The 17,027-nt window shown below is 68.5% G+C and carries 13 protein-coding genes and 2 pseudogenes; 5 read left to right on the top strand and 10 right to left on the bottom strand.

Annotation, left to right across the window (positions count from 1 at the left end):
• Positions 1-2,400: a xanthine dehydrogenase molybdopterin binding subunit gene (xdhB, locus tag ACZ49B_RS21785; RefSeq protein WP_468308330.1), complete on the bottom strand. Its 2,400-nt coding sequence runs from the start codon at positions 2,398-2,400 to the stop codon at positions 1-3.
• Positions 2,397-3,872: a xanthine dehydrogenase small subunit gene (locus tag ACZ49B_RS21780; RefSeq protein WP_468308327.1), complete on the bottom strand. Its 1,476-nt coding sequence runs from the start codon at positions 3,870-3,872 to the stop codon at positions 2,397-2,399. Before ACZ49B_RS21780 ends, xdhB begins: the two co-directional genes overlap by 4 nt.
• Positions 3,873-4,533: 661 nt before the next feature.
• Here ACZ49B_RS21780 and ACZ49B_RS21775 point away from each other — a divergent pair.
• Together ACZ49B_RS21775 and ACZ49B_RS21770 are read left to right on the top strand one after the other, a co-directional pair.
• Entirely contained in the window at positions 4,534-5,079 is a 546-nt protein-coding gene (locus ACZ49B_RS21775) for a hypothetical protein (protein WP_468308325.1), read from the top strand.
• A gap of 418 nt (positions 5,080-5,497) precedes the next feature.
• The gene (locus ACZ49B_RS21770) at positions 5,498-7,324 is read left to right on the top strand and encodes a pentapeptide repeat-containing protein (protein ID WP_468308322.1); all 1,827 of its coding nucleotides are present in this window, start codon (positions 5,498-5,500) and stop codon (positions 7,322-7,324) included.
• Between the two features lie 827 nt (positions 7,325-8,151).
• Here ACZ49B_RS21770 and ACZ49B_RS21765 read toward each other — a convergent pair.
• A complete protein-coding gene (locus ACZ49B_RS21765; RefSeq protein WP_468308320.1) occupies positions 8,152-8,712 on the bottom strand; it encodes a DUF6817 domain-containing protein in 561 nt (186 codons plus the stop codon).
• A gap of 169 nt (positions 8,713-8,881) precedes the next feature.
• On the opposite strand from ACZ49B_RS21765, the pseudogene ACZ49B_RS21760 reads away from it, so the two are divergent.
• Positions 8,882-9,258, top strand: a pseudogene (locus tag ACZ49B_RS21760) (transposase); the annotation flags it as partial.
• Between the two features lie 104 nt (positions 9,259-9,362).
• Positions 9,363-10,237: pseudogene (locus ACZ49B_RS21755) on the top strand (transposase).
• A gap of 32 nt (positions 10,238-10,269) precedes the next feature.
• Here the strand turns inward: ACZ49B_RS21755 and ACZ49B_RS21750 are convergent.
• The 7 genes from ACZ49B_RS21750 to ACZ49B_RS21720 all read right to left on the bottom strand — a co-directional run bounded on the left by ACZ49B_RS21750 (position 10,270) and on the right by ACZ49B_RS21720 (position 15,843).
• Positions 10,270-10,713: a MarR family transcriptional regulator gene (locus ACZ49B_RS21750; protein ID WP_468308317.1), complete on the bottom strand. Its 444-nt coding sequence runs from the start codon at positions 10,711-10,713 to the stop codon at positions 10,270-10,272.
• Complete coding sequence (locus tag ACZ49B_RS21745; protein WP_468308315.1) at positions 10,710-11,204, bottom strand: MarR family winged helix-turn-helix transcriptional regulator; 495 nt, start codon at positions 11,202-11,204, stop codon at positions 10,710-10,712. The genes ACZ49B_RS21750 and ACZ49B_RS21745 overlap by 4 nt, the downstream gene beginning before the upstream one ends.
• A gap of 291 nt (positions 11,205-11,495) precedes the next feature.
• Positions 11,496-12,137: a hypothetical protein gene (locus tag ACZ49B_RS21740; protein WP_468308313.1), complete on the bottom strand. Its 642-nt coding sequence runs from the start codon at positions 12,135-12,137 to the stop codon at positions 11,496-11,498.
• A 340-nt stretch (positions 12,138-12,477) separates the two neighbouring features.
• Positions 12,478-12,828, bottom strand: coding sequence for a hypothetical protein (locus tag ACZ49B_RS21735; protein WP_468308312.1), 351 nt, complete (start codon positions 12,826-12,828; stop codon positions 12,478-12,480).
• Between the two features lie 7 nt (positions 12,829-12,835).
• Positions 12,836-13,420 carry an excalibur calcium-binding domain-containing protein gene (locus ACZ49B_RS21730; RefSeq protein WP_468308309.1) on the bottom strand — a complete coding sequence of 195 codons (585 nt, stop codon included), beginning with the start codon at positions 13,418-13,420 and terminating at the stop codon, positions 12,836-12,838.
• Positions 13,421-14,225: 805 nt separating this feature from the next.
• A complete protein-coding gene (locus ACZ49B_RS21725) occupies positions 14,226-14,783 on the bottom strand; it encodes a hypothetical protein (RefSeq protein ID WP_468308307.1) in 558 nt (185 codons plus the stop codon).
• Between the two features lie 601 nt (positions 14,784-15,384).
• Positions 15,385-15,843, bottom strand: coding sequence for a phospholipase (locus tag ACZ49B_RS21720; RefSeq protein ID WP_468308304.1), 459 nt, complete (start codon positions 15,841-15,843; stop codon positions 15,385-15,387).
• Positions 15,844-16,184: 341 nt separating this feature from the next.
• Between ACZ49B_RS21720 and ACZ49B_RS21715 the strand changes: the two genes are divergently transcribed.
• Complete coding sequence (locus ACZ49B_RS21715; RefSeq protein ID WP_468308302.1) at positions 16,185-16,907, top strand: hypothetical protein; 723 nt, start codon at positions 16,185-16,187, stop codon at positions 16,905-16,907.
• The last annotated feature ends 120 nt before the right edge of the window (positions 16,908-17,027 follow it).

Here is a 17,027-nt window from a genome sequence, read left to right as displayed (position 1 = left end):
TCAGGCATTGCTCAAAGCACTTGCCTCGGCGGGGACCTCGCCGCCGCCGCGGGCGCGACGGTCGTGCCGCACGCCGCCCTTGCGGGCTGCTTCGATCGCCCAGTACACCGCCTCCGGTGTCGCGGGGGAGGCGAGCTCCACGCTGACTCCGCAGGGCCCGAACTCCCCGGCCGCCTGCCGCAGCGCTTCTCGCACCGAGAAGGCCAGCATCAGCGGAGGCTCACCGACCGCTTTGGAGCCGTACACCGCACCCTCCTCGGTGGCGTTCTCCAGCAGCCTGACGTGGAACTCCTCGGGCATCTCCGAGAAACTCGGCAGTTTGTAGGTGCTCGCGGCCTGGGTCAGCAGCCGACCGCGGTTCGGCCCGTCGCCTGCGTCCCACCGCAGGTCCTCGAGCGTGAGCCAGCCCGCGCCCTGCACGAAACCGCCCTCGACCTGACCGATGTCGATCATCGGGGAGAGGCTGTCGCCGACGTCGTGCACGATGTCCACCCGCCGGATCCGGTATGCGCCGGTGAAGCCGTCCACCTCCACCTCGGTCGCGGCGGCACCGTAGGAGAAGTACTTGAACGGCGAGCCCTGGAACGTCTTGGCGTCCCAGTGCAGGCCCTCGGTCCGGTAGAAGCCGGCCGCCGACAACTGGACCCGCTGGAAGTACGCGGTGCGCACCAGGTCGTCCCAGGCCAGCGTCCTGTCGTTCCCGAGGACGCGCGCGAGACCCTCGACGATGCGCACGTCCGAGGCGTTCGCACCCAGTTGGGTTCCGGCCACCTGCAGCAGCCGCCCGCGCAATTGCTCGCAGGCGTTCTTCACCGCCGCGCCGTTGAGGTCCGCCCCGGCACTGGCGGCGGTTGCCGAGGTGTTGGGGACCTTGTCGGTACGCGTCGGGGCCAGCCGCACCTTGTGCAGCGGAACACCCAGTGTGGTCGCGGCCACCTGCAGCATCTTGGTGTGGAGGCCCTGCCCCATTTCGGTGCCGCCGTGGTTGATCAGGACCGAGCCGTCCTTGTAGATCAGTACCAGCGCGCCGGCCTGGTTGAAGGCGGTGAGGTTGAAGGAGATGCCGAACTTGATCCCGGTGATCGCGAGCGCTCGCTTGGTGTGCGGGTGCGCGGCATTGAAGGCTTCGATCTCGGCCCGGCGGTCGGCGATGCGGGCGTCGTCCTTCACCTGGCTCCAGACGGTGGAGATCCGTTCGGGGTGCAGAACCCGCTGTCCGTACGGTGTCGAGTGGCCCTGCCGGTAGAAGTTGCGTTCGCGCAACTCCATCGGATCCAGGCCGAGGAGTGGCGCGCACCGGCCCATGATGTCCTCGATCACCAGCATGCCCTGCGGTCCGCCGAAGCCGCGGAAGGCGGTGTTGGAGACCTTGTTGGTCCTGGCGATGCGGCCGGCGATGCGCGCGTTGGGGATCCAGTAGGTGTTGTCGATGTGGCACAGGGCGCGGGCCACGACGGGCTCGGACAGGTCCAGGCTCCAGCCGCCGTCCGCGGTCAAGGTGGCGTCCAAGGCCTGGATGCGGCCCTCGGCGTCGAAGCCGATCTTCCACGTCGCGTGGAAGCCGTGGCGCTTGCCGGACATGGTCAGGTCCTGGGTCCGGTTGAGCCGCACGCGGACCGGCCGGCCGGTCAGCCTGGCGCCGAGCGCGGCGACGGCCGCGAACCCGTGGGGCTGCATCTCCTTGCCGCCGAAGCCGCCACCCATCCGCAGACACTGCACGGTCACCTCGTGGCTGTGCAGGCCGAGCACGTGCGCGACGATCTCCTGCGTCTCCGAGGGATGCTGGGTGCTGCTCTGGACGAACATCTGCCCGCCCTCGTCGACGTGGGCCAGCGCCGCGTGCGTCTCGAGATAGAAGTGTTCCTGATCGGAGAACTGGAACTCGCCGGTGAACACGTGCGCGGAGTCCTCGAAGCCGGCGTCGACGTCGCCAATCAGCATCAAGGGTCGGGCGCCGTGAAAACTGTCCGCAGCGATCGCTTCCTGCAACGTGATCACGGAGGGCTGTTCGTCGAGTTCCACCTCGACGGCCGCCGCACCGAGCCGGGCCGCCTCCAGGGTCTCGGCGAGCACCCAAGCGACGGCGTGGCCGTGGAACATGACCTCATCGGGGAACAGCGGTTCGTCGTGCTTCATACCGGCATCGTTGACACCGGGAACGTCGGCACCCGTCAGCACGCGGACCACACCGGACACGGCGAGCGCGGGCTCGGTGCGCAGCGCGGTGATCCTGCCATGGGCCTTCATGACCTGGACCGGGTAGGCGTGCAGTACGTCCTTGGTGCGGTGGACCAGGTCATCGGTGTAGAGCGCGGCGCCGGTGACATGCAGGTTGGCGCTCTCGTGGGGCATGGAAACGCCGACGACAGGCATTTCGGGGCGCTCGGACAAATGGCTCATGACGACACCGCCTCGGTGGTTTGCGCGTACAGCTTGAGCAGGCTCTGGCCGAGCATCGCGGAGCGGTATCCGGCGCTGGCGCGGTGATCGTCCATGGGTGTGCCCTGGGCCTGCAGCACCCGGGACGCGGCCTCGACGGTCTGCGCCGCCCACGGCTTGCCCTCCAGGGCCGCCTCGGTGGCGAGGGCGCGGATCGGGGTGGCGGCCACACCGCCCAGGCCGATGCGTGCCTTGCGTACGATCCCGTCCTCGATGTCGAGCGCGAAGGCGACCGCCACGCTGGAGATGTCGTCGAAGCGCCGTTTGGCGATCTTGTGGAAGGTCGTGACGGGTGACAGCGGCAGTGGGATGCGCACCGCGCGGATCAGCTCGCCGGGACGGCGCACGCTCTGCCGGTAACCGGTGAAATAGTCGCAGAGCGGGACCTCGCGCTCACCGTCGGCGTCGGCGAGTACGACCGATGCCTCCAGTGCGAGCAGCACCGGCGGGCTGTCACCGATGGGGGACCCGGTACCCAGATTGCCGCCGAGGGTCGCACTGTTGCGGATGAGTCGGGATGCGAACTGGGGGAACAGCTCTGCCAGCAGCGGGACGCTGCCGTCGAGGCGGCGTTCGATCTCCGTGAGCGTCTGCGCCGCCCCGATCTCGATGTGGTCGGATGCGACGCGCATCTCCCGCAGTTCGGGCAGGCGGTCGACCGCGATCACGCAATTCGCCCGGCGGGAACGGATGTTCACGTCCACACCCCAGTCGGTGCTTCCGGCGACGACCACCGCGTCGGTCCGCTCGCGCAGCAGCTGCAGGGTCTCGGCCAGGGTGCCGGGCCGAAGGAACGTACTGTCGTCCCGGGTGTATTCGGTGGCGACCGGTTCGGGTGGGGACTGCTCGCGACGCTGCGCCAGGGGGTCGTTCTCCGTGGGTGTACCGACGGCGAACGCGGCGTCGCGAATCGGGCGGTAGCCGGTGCAGCGGCACAGGTTTCCGCTCAGCGCGTGCAGATCGAAACCGTTCGGACCGTGCTCGGTGCCGGTGCTGGTGCCGGTGCCGTCGGCCGAGTCCGGGTGTGTGCAGCGGTCGGGCCGGTAGTATTCGGAGGCCATGCTGCAGATGAATCCCGGTGTGCAGTAACCACATTGGGAACCGCCGCGAACGGCCATCTCCTCCTGCACAGGGTGCAACGAGGCCGGCACGCCGGACTCGCCGGCGGTGGCGAGACCTTCGGAGGTGATGACCTCCTGGCCGTCGAGCGCTGCGGCCGGGACCAGGCAGGCGTTGACCGCCACCCAGTCAGTAGGTTTGTTCACCCCGGGACGGGCCACCAGGACGGAACAGGCGCCGCATTCCCCCTCGGCGCAGCCCTCCTTGGTGCCGGTGAGGCCACGCTCGCGCAGAAAGTCCAGCACGGTGGTGTGGGCTGCAGCCGGTGCAATCGGTGTTTCTTTCCCGTTGACCGTGATCCGTGCCGCTACCATGCCGCACTTGCATTTCGGCGCGCGGTCGATGTGACTGTCCAAGTCGCCATTTCAGGAGCTTTCTCTTTCAGTGGTCGCAGCTCGATAACGCCGAGCGCGACAAATCGGCACGCAACGACGTGCCGCAGGTGGTGACGGAGAGAGGAAGGTGCCCGGGCCGTAATCAGGCGCGCCGGGAAGGGGGCTGTTCAGCAGCCGTGTGCTACACGACCGGGAGCCCAGGCGATCTGGTGTGCGAGGCGAAGCAGCTCGGAGACGTTCGACATCCGGCTTCGCCTCCTTCCAGTGGTAGCTCTCGAGTCGGTTCGGTCGAAGCTACGTTGCCGCAGGTTCATCGGTCAAGCAGATGTCGGTCGATTCCATGAACCCAGGCCACTTCGTGTGGCGGTTGTTCGTACGCGCAACCAGTCGTGTCCAGCCCTGATCCGTTGGTCCGCTGACTTCCACGCCGGGCCGGGCATCGGACCCTGCGGGTCAGGGCCGCCGCCGTCCGCGGGTCGTCCCGGAATCCGGTGGCGGGCCAGGGGGCACGACCCCCTGGGTGGGAGGTGCCAGCTGCTGGCGTTCCCGCTTGCGGTCGACACCCGACCCGGGAAGAGTTCCGTCCTGTGGATGTCGTTCGGGGCGATGTCGTGGGGGCAGGGGCAGAGAGATGTGTGTGATGGATGCGGATGCGAAAGAGGCTGCCGTTGCCCGGTTTCTCCGCCAATATCCGCATATGGAGCGAGCTGTATGCGACCACCCCGCACTGCTGGGCTGCGCCGATGTCGACTGGTCACAGCTTCCCGGGTGCCCTGCAAGAATCCCGGTCCTGCTCCGCGGTCTCCTGGATGAGGTAGCCGGCCTCGAGGCCCTGCGCGTGATGAACAGTGTTTTTCACACGAGCGCTGCGACGCCGGCTGTCCTGCCCTTCCTGATCGGCCTGGCGGCTGTCCCTGACACAGCGGTGCGGCCCGGCCTGTTCGACCTCTTGGTCGTTGCCGCGGAGCTGTCTTCGCCCGTCGACGCAGACGACGAACGCCAGGTGGCGCTATTCGGGAACGACTGCGATCACCCGGAACGCGAAGAAGGAAGGGCCGCTTTCGCCGCACACGCTTCTGCGTTGCGCACGTTGTTGGAGGACGAGACCCTTCCGGACGGACTGATCAGCGCGGACGACCGCGCGTGCCTGATCAAGGCTGCGGGATCGCAGCGACAACCCTCCTGACTACCCGTAGGCCAGCACTGCTCCCCGACGAGAAAGATCGCGCGGCTTGCTCGAGGAGCGCGGACCGGTCTGCCCCCGCCCGTCGGAATCTCAGGGGCGAACCTGCACGACAGCCACACCCTCGAGCCCCTCCTACGGGGCCATACCCTCCATCCTCCACCTGCGGAGATGGTTACGTGGACGCGGTATCAGGCACCGCATCGCCTGCAAGGGCATCGAGCACTGCCAGGTCGTTGCTCATGCTCGGAGGGTCTCATGCAGCACCGACACACATCTGAGCCGGGTCAACAGCATGCGCTGCAGCCATAAGAAGCGACGTCTGAGGCCCACGCAGCCAAGAGCGTAGCGGGTTCTGAGGTTCCGGATGTTTGGTGTGGATCGCTGCAACCGACTGCTTTCTGTTCCACGTCCCACGAACATGACCGCCGCCCCGTACCGGACTGCATCGCACGCACCGCCATGGCCGCATTGCCGCGGCTCCCTGCCAGGCGGCGACGCGTGTCGCGGCCGTCAGGTCGAGCCACACACCGCGTGCCTGGCTCACCTGACCGACGCCGAACGCTTTGCCTACCTTGCAGATCTTCGGCCCGGCGCCGACCTCGATCACCGAGGCACCCACTTCACCGAAGAGCTGGTGAGCGAACTACTCGCCGCGCTCACGGAGCCGTCCACGCATAAGCCGCGTACCGGCCAGGCCCGTTTCGACGAGGCGATGTTCCGCGGCAGCCTGCGCTTCGACCTGGTGGAGATCGACGGTGACGTCCTGTTCGATGGGGCCGAGATCGCTGGCGACATTTCATTCGACCAAGCGGAGATCGGCAGTCGTGCCCTCTTCCGCCAGGTGAAGATCGGGGGCAACGCCTGCTTCGATCGGATGAAGGTCCGCCGACGCGCCATGTTCGAGAGAGTGGAGGTCGACGGCAATGCCTCGTTCGAGCGGATGAAGGTGGGCGGCCGTGCCGTCTTCGACGGGGCGAAGATCGGGCGAGATGCGTGCTTCAAAGGGGTGGAGATCGGCGGTTTCTTCTCGCTCGACCAGTCCGGCATCGGTGGTGATGGCAGATTTGATCGGGCCCAGTTCAGCGGCAGCGCCACGTTCCGTGGGCTGAGGGTAGGCGGTCAGGTGTCGTTTCTGGGAGTGGCGTTCGAGCGCGCTGCACTGATCGGGCCGCTGGTGTGCGCACGCACGCTGACCCTGTCCGAGGCGGTGTTCGGGGACGCAGTGACTGTGGAGGCGGCGGCAGCCGCCGTATGGTGCTGGCGAACGCGGTGGGCATCTACCGCGGCGCTGCGATTACGGTACTCGGTAGTGGACTTGAGCGATGCAGTCGTCGAACACCCGTTGAGCATCGCTGCCCGATCCCGGCCCTTCATCGTGGACGGCGAGGAAATGGACGAGCCCGGTTTCGTGGATGCCGGCGTGCGGCTAATTTCGCTGCGAGGAATGGATGCCGCGCACCTGGTACTCACCAGCGTGGATCTCACCGACTGCCTCTTCGCCGGCACCATCCACCTCGATCAGCTGCGGCTCGAGGGGAGATACACCTTTGCTGCTGCCCCCTCCGGCCTACGTCGACGCGGGATGCTGCCAGTACGCTGGACGCCTCGCCGCACGCTGGCCGAAGAACACCACTGGCGCGCCGCCCACGGCCGGGGCACAGATGGCTGGATGCCTGCGCCAGAAGGGGAAGAGGTGCGGGAGCCGGCAGCACTTGCGCCGGTGTACCGGCAACTGCGCAAGGCTTTCGAGGACGGCAAGCACGAACCGGGTGCCGCTGACTTCTACTACGGCGAGATGGAGATGCGCCGCCGTGCCGACGACATCCCCTGGGCCGAGCGGAGCCTGCTCACCGCGTATTGGGCGCTGTCCGGCTACGGGACGCGAGCCTCGCGCGCCCTGGGTTGGCTCATGGTGGCCATGGCCGCCACCGTGGTGGCGATGATGCTGTGGGGTTTGCCACAGCACGACCCGAAGCCGAAGACTACTGGCACAGTGGCTGGCCGCAGTGTCGCGATGACCACCGACAAACCCGACCCCGTCAACCCGGTCGGTCCCTACAACGAGCGTTTGACGACCGAGCGGTTCGAGGAGTCCCTGCGGGTGGTCGTCAACTCGGTGATCTTCCGTTCCTCCGATCAGCACCTGACCACGGCCGGCACCTACACCGAGATGGTGTCTCGCCTGATCGAGCCGGTCCTCCTCGGACTCGCTGTCCTGGCAATTCGCAGCCGACTGAAGCGGTAGTCACAGACTTGTTGGTTGTGCCGGGGAATCCCCCACGAGTATGGCCGCGTTCGGGCTTGAAAGTCCCTGCTCGCCACGGAGTTGCGCATGCCCTCGGTCTGGAGGGGCCGGAGGACGTACCAGACGATGCCGATATGGGACCGGCTGGCTTTCACGATGGGTAGACCCCGAGCGCAACCCCCGTGACCTCGTCTGTCAGCTACAAAGTCCTCGGGCGCGAGGTGACGCTCGCGCTGACTGCCTGAGGACGCCGCACAGACGCACGGAGGGCCACAGGCCCTTCCCGCAGGGTCGCGGCCTCAGGTTCGAAGGAGATGCAGCCGACGGCGGTTCGCCGCCAGGGTCCGCCGGGCGGCCGCCGACGCGGCCCGCGGACGCCGGCATGCCCACCGAAGCGGTGGCCCGCCGTGCCCGGTGGTGTGCCGTGGTTGGGTCGCATGATGCGGCTGCCGTGTGCCCCCTCGGTGTTCTCGGCTCCGAGCGGGCAGGGCCGGCGGCGGTGAGGATGTAGTTCTCGGGGCGCCCGCTGTACCTGGTGACGGCGCCGAGGCAGCCGCCAGGTGCTGGTGGGCTCGGTGTTCGACCCGGGCTCCCGGTCGACATGCCGGTCGGGGCGGGGGAGTGCCGGGAAACCCGCCCCCTGTGGCCCTTGGTGCAATCGTAGATCCCGGGGCGTCGACCGGATTGAAGTGGGACTCCGGAGCGGCCCGCGCACGTACGGATCGACCCCTCCCGGTTGTCCGGCCAAGGGCCGGAGTACGCCAGATCAACGCCCACTCCGGTACATCGGATCTCGCCGACGGCGCGCGGTCATTCGCGGACCGAAGTCAGTCGAGGACTGCGGTCACTTCGCGGCGGGTCGCCTCCGACAGGAGGGGCGCCCAGCGCGAGAACAGCTCGAGCAGGTCCGCCCCGTTACGCTCACGGAAGGACTCGTGCACCTTGGCCAGGTCCAGCTCGTTGGCCACCGTGAGCTCGGCGAAGTCGCGACGCTGCTGCAGGGACGGTGTGAACTCCTCACCGGTGAACCGGTCCCGGAAGATCACCGCCGCCCCGTCCGGCGCGGCAAGGCTGGGGTAGGAGGCCTTGCGGTCGCAGCTGGCGTAGAAGTACACGAGCTCCTCCGCCTCCGTACCGATCGCCTCGGCGAGGCGATGGCGCTCAGACAGCTCCAGGAGCACCAACGGCAGCCCGTCGGTGCCGTAGAAGGCATGGCACAGTGCCGCGGTCTGCAGCGCGGGCCGCGCGCCCCACGCGGCGAGCAGCGCCTCGACGCGCAGCAGGTGGGTCAGGAGCGTGCCGCCGGAGTGCTTGGTCGTCTCCGCTCCCACCTCCTTGAGCAGGGCTATCGCCGGCGAGTCGGTGTGCTGGTCGTCGCTTTGCATCATGGGCCCATCATGACGAGGTCTCCGCGCCGGCGTACGCCGGGACCGGCATGCGGACAGCGGGGCCGTGTCGTACGGTCCCGGTCTGGGCCTTAGAACTCCTGACAGAAGCCGGTTGTGGTGCGACTGTCGGCTTGGATGCTCGTTGGCCTGGTCGTGGGGAAGGGGCCGCCGGGCGGGGCCCCAAAGCGGTCCCGGCCCGGTCGATCGCGCACGTCCGGGCACGACGTCACGCAGCTGGTACCCCTGCTGAAGAAGATCCCACCGGTGGCCGGCTGGGTGGGACGGCCACGAAGCGGCCCGAGACGTTGCTGACAGCGCGGCTACGACCACGACAAGTACCGCCGGCTGGACTGGGCGATGGGAGTCACACCTGTGATCGCCCGCCGCGGCGTTCCGCACGGCTCCGGACTCGGCGTCCACCGCTGGGTCGTCGAGCGGACGATCGCCTGGCTTCACGGTTTCCGACGCCTACGAACCCGCTGGGAACGACGCGACGACATCCACGAAGCGTTCCTCGCCCTTGCCACCTGCCTCATCACACACCGCCACACCCAACGCCTTTGTCAGGACCTGTTAGGGCGGGTATCGAGTCGTGATCAACCTGACGGATTCGCTCCGCGCTATGGAGCGAATCCGGTAACGCATCTTGCATGACGCGGATGCAACTGACGGACGAGGAGTGGGAGTTCATCGGGCCGTACCTGCCGATCGGGAAGTGCGGCCCGTATCCCGAGCGGCTCCGGCAGCAGTTCGAGGGCGTGATCTGGCGGTTCAGGACGGGCGGGCAGTGGCGGGAGATGCCGGCGGAGTTCGGGGCCTGGTCGACCGTCCACAACCGATTCCGGGCAGTGGCGGGACGCCGGTGTCTTCGAGGCTCTGCTGGAGGGTCTGATCGCCGAGGCAGCGGAGCGGGGCGAGGTGGACTTGTCCCTGGTCAGCGTGGACTCCACCACGGCCCGCGCCCACCACGACGCCGCCGGGATGCACCTGGCACCCGAGGTTCTCACCGCCCTGGAGAAGGCTGCCGCCGAGGAAGAAGTGACACGGTCAAAGGGGGCGGCCCGGAGGGACAAGACGGGCACAACGGAGACAGCGACCCCGCCCGGGAAGAACGACGCCGTATCCGGCGCCGGCACAGAGTCCGGCTGAAGGCCGCCCTGCTTGGGCGATCGCGCGGCGGGCAGACCAGCAAGGTCCACCTCGCCGCTGACCGCAAGTGCCGCCCGCTCGCGCTCATCCTGACCGCGGGACAGGACGCCGACAGCCCGCAGTTCAGGCGGTGATCCCGGAGAAGAAGGACCAGGCTGCCAACCGGAAGAACAAGGGCAGTAAGGGTGGTCGGCCCGTCAGCCACGACTCCGCCCTCTATAAGGAGAGGAACACCGTGGAGCGCCTGATCAACAAGCTGAAAGCCTGGCGGGGCATTGCCACCCGCTACGACAAGACCCCCGCCAGCTACCTCGCCGGCCTGCATCTCCGCGCCTCCATGATCTGGATCACGGACCTCACGCGAGCCACCCTCTGATCACAACCAGATGCAGACCCTGACCTGCTCGGTCAGGAGGTCAGCGCCGCTAGCTCCGCGTTGGCGCGCTCGGTGACCAGGGCGAGAACGCGGCCGGCGGCGGCCAGCTCCGCGACGGGTATCCCGCCCCAGATCCGGGCGGTGATGGGGGCGGTCTCCGCGCCGACGGCGGCGATCAGCTCGCGGCCTGTGTCCGTGGGGCGAAGGTGCGCGCCCTCCGCGACGAGCAGTTGCTTGGCGAGCAGTTCGTCGAGGGTGGCCCGGATGTCGGCCGGATCGGCCTTGAGGGAGCCCTGGACCTGGGTGACGATATCGTCCGGCGTCTGCGGGATGTTGATGGTGAGGGCCGCGCGCAGGGCGACCTGGTGCTGGAACGTGATGCCGTGCCGGGCCAGGACATGCTCCAGGACGCTTCGGGCGGCGTAGTGGGCCAGGCCGAGGGCGCGGGCGTCGGCGACGGGTGCGGTGATGGTCATGGTGTTGTCCTCTGAGTGCTCTCGTTGTTCGGTACAGGTGGAGCGAGAGGTGCGTCGAGCAGGGTCGTCAGCTCGTCGGTGAATGCGTGCGTCCGCGGGGCGTCGAGGCCCCCGAGCGGCTCCAGCAACTGCTGATGCAGGTCCTGGACCACCGCGATGGCCTGCCGTGTGACAGCCTGGCCCTCCTCGGTGAGGGCGAGCTGCATGGCGCGCGGGTCGTGGGGGTCGCGGGTCCGCTCGATCAGACCGGCCGACTCCAGGGCGCGCGCCAGCTTCGAGACGTACAGCGCCTCCAGGCCGGTGTGGTCGGCGAGCCGACGCTGACTGGGCCGCTCGCCGCCGCGCTGCATGCCGTGCAGCGACGCGACCAGCGAGTACTGCGCGTGCGTGAGCCCCAGCGGAGCCACTGCGCGATCGACCGCGACGCGCCATTTGTTGGCGAGCCGCCATACCAGGAAGCCGGGCGTGGGGCCCGGTGAGCCCTTACTCATGCTCGATAGATTACATGGCTACTATGTCCATGGCTACTATTTTCTGACGGACGTGACGGGGCACCCGACTCGGCACCGCAGCGGGCTGACGGAACGCCTCGGCGGGACTGCCTGCGCTCGTCACGTGATCAGGACCGGATACAGGCCCTAGCGCACAGCGCACTGCCCTGTGCAGTACGGCCCGCTGCCGATCAGCAGGCGTGTGCTGCCGGGGTCTGCCTGGAAGTGTCATCTGTTCTCCGGTGACTGGACCACCGGCACCGACCGAGCAGCAGCTGCTCAGCACGCCCCTCAGTCCTGATAGAGCCCGAAGGAGCGGCGCCCTGGACCTCGTGCGGATCCGGGGCGCCGCTCCTCGGTCTCGGGCTTCGATGTATGCCACGATCGTGATGGTCCCGCAGGGTGGTGCCGTTCGGGCCGGCTCTCGTTCGAGGTGCTCCGGCGCCGCTGGTTCTCGGGCCTCGGTTCGCCTGGACCAACAGTCGGTGGACTGTGCTCTCGGCGGAGGGGGCACGGTCGCGTGCGGGTCGGCTGGCTGCCGAGCTTTGCCAGGGCGATGCGGGTGAGTTCGGTTGCGACGAGGATCGCGACGGGATCGGTGGCGGTGACTTCGACCCGCAGGGGGCTGCCGTTCTGTGTGTCGATCAGGCGGACGCATTCGAGGTGGGTGTATTCGGCGGCGTCCTCGTGGTCGAGGCGGAGTTCCACGCGCCCGTACGGATAGACGTACGCGGCTGTGGCGGCGGCATCGATGCCGCGGACGCGGACGTACTTCTCGCCCCGGCCGTCGCGGGTGGCGGGGGTGACGGCGGTGATGCTGCTGTCGGCGAGTACGCGGTTGAGGACGGCGAGGGCGCTACGCAGGTGCGCGGTGTCGGTGGCTCCGGCGGTGAGGTGGGCGGTGACGGCTTCGGGTATGACGGTGGTGCTCACGCTGGGGTGACTCCTGCTTCTGGTGTAGGTGGTTCTCGCGAGGGGGCGAGAGCGGGCGGTTCGTAGGTGGAAGCGGATCGAGGCGGGGCCGTCACCACTGTGACTCCCCTCGGCGTGTCCGGTGCAGGCGCGGGGTGGCACACACCGGGTTCCTGCCCGGGTGCTTGCCCCGGCCGCCGTTCCGTCCCCCGCCCCGTCACCTGGGTCGCCCTGGGTTGCCCCCGGACGGACCGGTGGCAGCCTGTCCGCCGCCCCACCCCGGAGCAGGGGTTCGAAGGCCCGGATCTCTGCCGGCGGCGGGGGAGCCTCGTGCTCTTCACTCGACGTTTCTCGAATACCTCTATGGGTTCCTCGGGATGATGGAGGGAAGCGGGGTGGGTGTCCCGAAGTCGCTGTCATCGTCGGCGCCGGCCCAGCATCCCCATCGCCAAACGATTCCGAATTGGGGGTCTTCGAGGGCTCCGGCCGGCAGGCACCAGGATTCGCCTTTGCCGTTCTCGCTGGCATCCGCGCCTTGTACGTAGCCGTCGACGGCGGTCGCCGTCACGCCAATGGCGAGGAGGACCAGGACGACGCGAACGAGGTAGCTGGTCCAGGCCGGAGGTGCGGGCTTGGCAGGAAAGCCGAAGTAGGAGGTGCCGAGTTGGCGTCCGGGCAGGCCCGGCGGGGGCAGGGGGGTCTTCTCGCTCATGTCCGCCCTACTCGCAACCCACGCCGTCGCCGTCGCGGTCGAGGTGGCGGCCGTAGCCCGGCTCACCACGCCGGACCGGGGCGGCTCCCGCTGCGCGGGCCGCAGCGCAGTTCTTGTAGTAGGCGCTCCCGCCCCCGCCGGACGACGAGGAGCTGGAGGACCCGCCTGAGGACGACCCGCCGGAGGCTGAGTCACCGGAGGGCCCGGACCCGTCGGCCGCGGAGGAATCGTCGTTGCTGTTGCTGTTGCCGTTGCCGTTGCCGGCGGGCGGGGCGGGGGCCGCCGGCTCCGTGGCCGGCGTCGGTGTTGGCGTCGGTGCCGGGGTGGGTGTCGCGGTCGGCGTGGGCGTCGGGCTCGGTTGGGGCGTCGCGGTGACGGTCGCCGTCGTGGTGGCGGTGAAGGTCGGCGCGGGAAGCGGCTTCGCGGCAGGGGCCTTGGGCGCAGGCCCGGAGGCCGCCACGATCAGGATGACGAACCAGAGCGATGCCGCGGAGACGGCCACGGTCTTCCCGGCCTTGCCCCAGCGGGCCATGAACGCCAGCGCGGCGCCGAGCGGGGGCACGAACAGGGTGGCTGCGACGACCGCGACCACCGCGATGGCTAGAGGCCATGCAGGTCTGGTGGGGGCCGGAGGGTAGGGCTGGTCCGGGGATGGGTACACGCGATGCCTCTCAGGCAAAAGATGTCACCGACCGGGAGAGGTTACACATTTTGTTGAAGGGTCGCATCGGCGAGTGCAAGGGGTGAGACAGGGCCGACTACGGCGCAGGCCCGGCGCGGAACTCCAGTTCCCCGAGGGGCATTCGGATCAGGTGGCGCAGCTCGGCGCTGCGGGGACCCGCCTGCCCTCCTCGACAGCTTTTCCCCCTCGGCCCGGACCAGACGCCGGTGCGGCTCGGGGTGCGTCCTACGGACCTCGACCAGGTGGTACGACTCGGCCTCGTGTCCCCTATGGGCACGGTGGACGTCCGCCAGGGCTGGTCGGCGGATGGTCCGGAGGCCTGGACGAGCAGCTGAACATGCGGGGCTTGGGTGGTGTGGGCCGTCCGGCTACTTCGGCCCCCTCGGTCCGGCCACCCCCCATCTGGTCGGAAGGGGTGGGCACCTGCGCTGAGTTCGGACTTGACCGCAGCGGACGGTACGGCACGCTGCGTGATGGCGTGGAGCAGCGCGGCCAGGGGCACGGCGAGGCCAACCTGGGCTACGGCACTGCCTGACGACTTCGGGACCGGCCTGTGAGACGGAACTTCACTTGGTCGAGCCATCCCCATAGCGTTGCGGCCGCTTTACCTCGACCGGCTCGACCTCGAGCAGCCCATCCTCACCACGCACGCCGGGATCCCCCCGTACGAAAGATCACGAGAGACAGGTGGGTTGCCGGTGACAGAGACGCGCTTCTAGTGCCGCAGGAAGGTCGCACCGTCGATGACCCAGAGGCTGGCCGGAACCGCGCCGCACTTGACGACTTCGGAGTGTGTCTGGGGGTTGGTCCGGACCCAGCCGACCCGGCGCTGGTGCTGCTCATCGGTCGGGTAGAAGGTGAGGCCGGCCTCGGGGTGCTGGCCCTCCTCGAAGAGGTACGGCTCGCCCCCGAGCGGGGTGACCACGATCTGCGAGATGGGCCCGGTCACGGTGATGGCGCCGTTCCCGTCGACGGTCAGGCAGTCGACGTCGAACTCGGCCCGGGTGGTGCCGCTCTTCTCGAACACGTGCTGCACCACGACGTGCCCCCGGGCGCGGCCGTCGACCGTACGGGCGCTGACCTGCGCGGTGAGCCGCTCGCCTGGGTTGGGACCCGGGCCGTGCTCGTTGAGCAGGGTCCAGCTGTGCAGCGCGAGGTGATGGGCCGGTAGGGGGGTGGCCTGCGCGGGCGCAGCCGCGGCGGTGGCGGCCGTCCCGGCCGCGAGGGCCGCGGCCGCAGTGGTGAGCGCTATCGCGGTGGTGAGCTTTCGCATGGTCAATCCTCGCTGGGGAGAAAGGGGTCGGGCTGATCCCGACTGCTTCCAACCTCCCAGCTCACCCCCGGTCGCGGCTTCCGCCGCGGGGAGGAACCTGTTCCCCCGGGCGGGGGAAGCGCCCCTCCTTCGCCCGACTCACTGAGTGGCCTGGTATCTCGGCCAGGGCGGCGGCGAGGCCCGCGACCGCTGTCGGGGCCGGGGTACGTACGCGTCCACCCCGCCGAGCGGAACAAAGCCTTCCGGCAACGCGACAAGTACGGCAACGGCCGGACCGGCGAGGCGGAATTCGTCGCCGCGTTCGTCCACTTCTTCACCGCCCGCGCGAACACCGCCGCGGGCGGTGCACTGCTGGGCCGTCCCTGACTTTCTTGCTGCCCAACTCTCGGGACGGCCCAGGACGACGAAGTGGCTCGGCCTCGGAACCAGCGGTCCTCACAACCGAACCGCGCACAGGGTGTAGTGCCGGGCCTGCCGCTGCAGGGTCAGCTGTTCCTGTGCAAGAGGAGCGGTCCGCCGCGCGGGCATCGGCCGCCTTCTGCTCAGCTGCGGTCCGCTGACTACGGCTCTTGTTGCAACGCGGGTCGGCCCGGCGGGCGGGTCAGCCGAACTGCTTGACTGCCTTGTAGTACGTCCAGGCGAGGCTGTTGCAGGACGCTTTCTTCGAGGTGCTGTACCCGTGTGAACTGCACACCCGCTTGAGGTCCTCGTAGAACATGCTGTCCAACCGGGGCTTGTTGGCGTCGAACTGGCCGGCGGCCCTGTAGTTGCGGTAGCCGAAGTCGTGCCGGGCACAGGAAAGGTTGAACGGGAAGCCCAGCGGATTGTCGGGCGACGAGGAGCAGTAGTCCGTGGACCAGTCGAAGCCGTACGCCGACCAGGAACCCTGGTTATTGCGCGCCGACATGAAGGCGTTGTAACTGGTGGCGCTGGTCTGGGTCCAACTGGACAGGACATGCGATTTGTCGGCGGGAGCTGCCGAAGCCGGTGCTGTGGCACCGGCCCAAGCGAGCAAGGTGGCGGCCGGAATGGCCAGGATTGCGGACATGCGACGTATCACGCGCTACCTCCGGGAGCTGGCGGCCCGCGATTGAGCGGGCGGCGCATCGGCAGGAGTGCATCACGAACAGCGGCGTCGGCCTATGCGCAACCAGGAAAACCTGGCGGCCCGACAATTGCCCGTCTGCGCAAAGCGCCTTCGTGTGCGGATCTTCTTCTCTGCAACCCTTGCGTGTCGCGACCGCTGTGATGAATGCTGGGCTCGCCTGTCAGGTACACGGCAAGCGTCGGTTGGAAGAAAGTCGAAGCACCTCCCGGCCTCTCTTCCGCAGGAGAGTGTGCACGTGGTCGCTACGGGCGACGGCGGATTGTCGCTTTGACCGCTTCTGTGTAATGCCGAGCATGCCCAACCATGCTGTCGGCCCGTCACCAGGTATCCATTTCATGCCAAGGGAAGGAATTTCCATGTCGAGACGAGTTCGTGCGTCGCTCATCGGGTTGTCGTTGGCGGCGGCGGTGGGTGTGGCCGTGCCCCTGTTGGTGCAGGGGCCCTCCGCCGAAGCCGCGGTCCGTAAGCATGTGTCGGCCGATTACACGTTGTTGCGGCGCGCTCCGCACTCGTACGTTCTGGGTACGGCGTACCGCAACTGGACGGTCGACGTGCAGGGCGAGCAGAGCGGCGGGTACCGGTGGGGCCGGGTGTACGGGGACCTCAACGCGTGCTTGTGGACCTTCTCGGGAGCAGTCGCCGGCAGCGCATCCGCCGCCGACGGTTGTGGCGCTGCGGCCACGCTGCCTACCTCCCTGTTCACCAACGGCCAGATCGGTGGTTCGGCCGATGATGGTGCCACCGTGGCCACGGTCGCCCGGGCCGGGTGCCGGACCTGGGACGGATCCCACATCAGGGGGTACGGCAATGTGCAGCCCTGGAAGGTTCCCGCGGTGGCCAGTTCGCCGCTGAACGGTCGGATAGCCGTCGGCCAGACCGTCCTGTGGCGCTACGTCTCGCGCGACGGCAAGTGGGTGATGATCCGCGACCCGCGGGCCGACAGCACCGACGGCGTCGGCCAGCAGGGGTGGTACTTCATTCCCCGCGACTGCCTTCCCGCCGCCCTTCCCGGATAGGCCGCCAGGCGGCTAGCATCGCCGTCGAAATGACGCGGAACCACGCTGTGTAGTACTCGCACGTCCGGGCCCTTCCGGGATTGGTATGGACCGCCACGTCTGCGCCAGGGCCGGAAGGCC

It is taken from the genome of Streptomyces sp. NPDC031132 (assembly GCF_055570595.1).
This window is presented reverse-complemented; position numbering and strand designations above follow the sequence as displayed.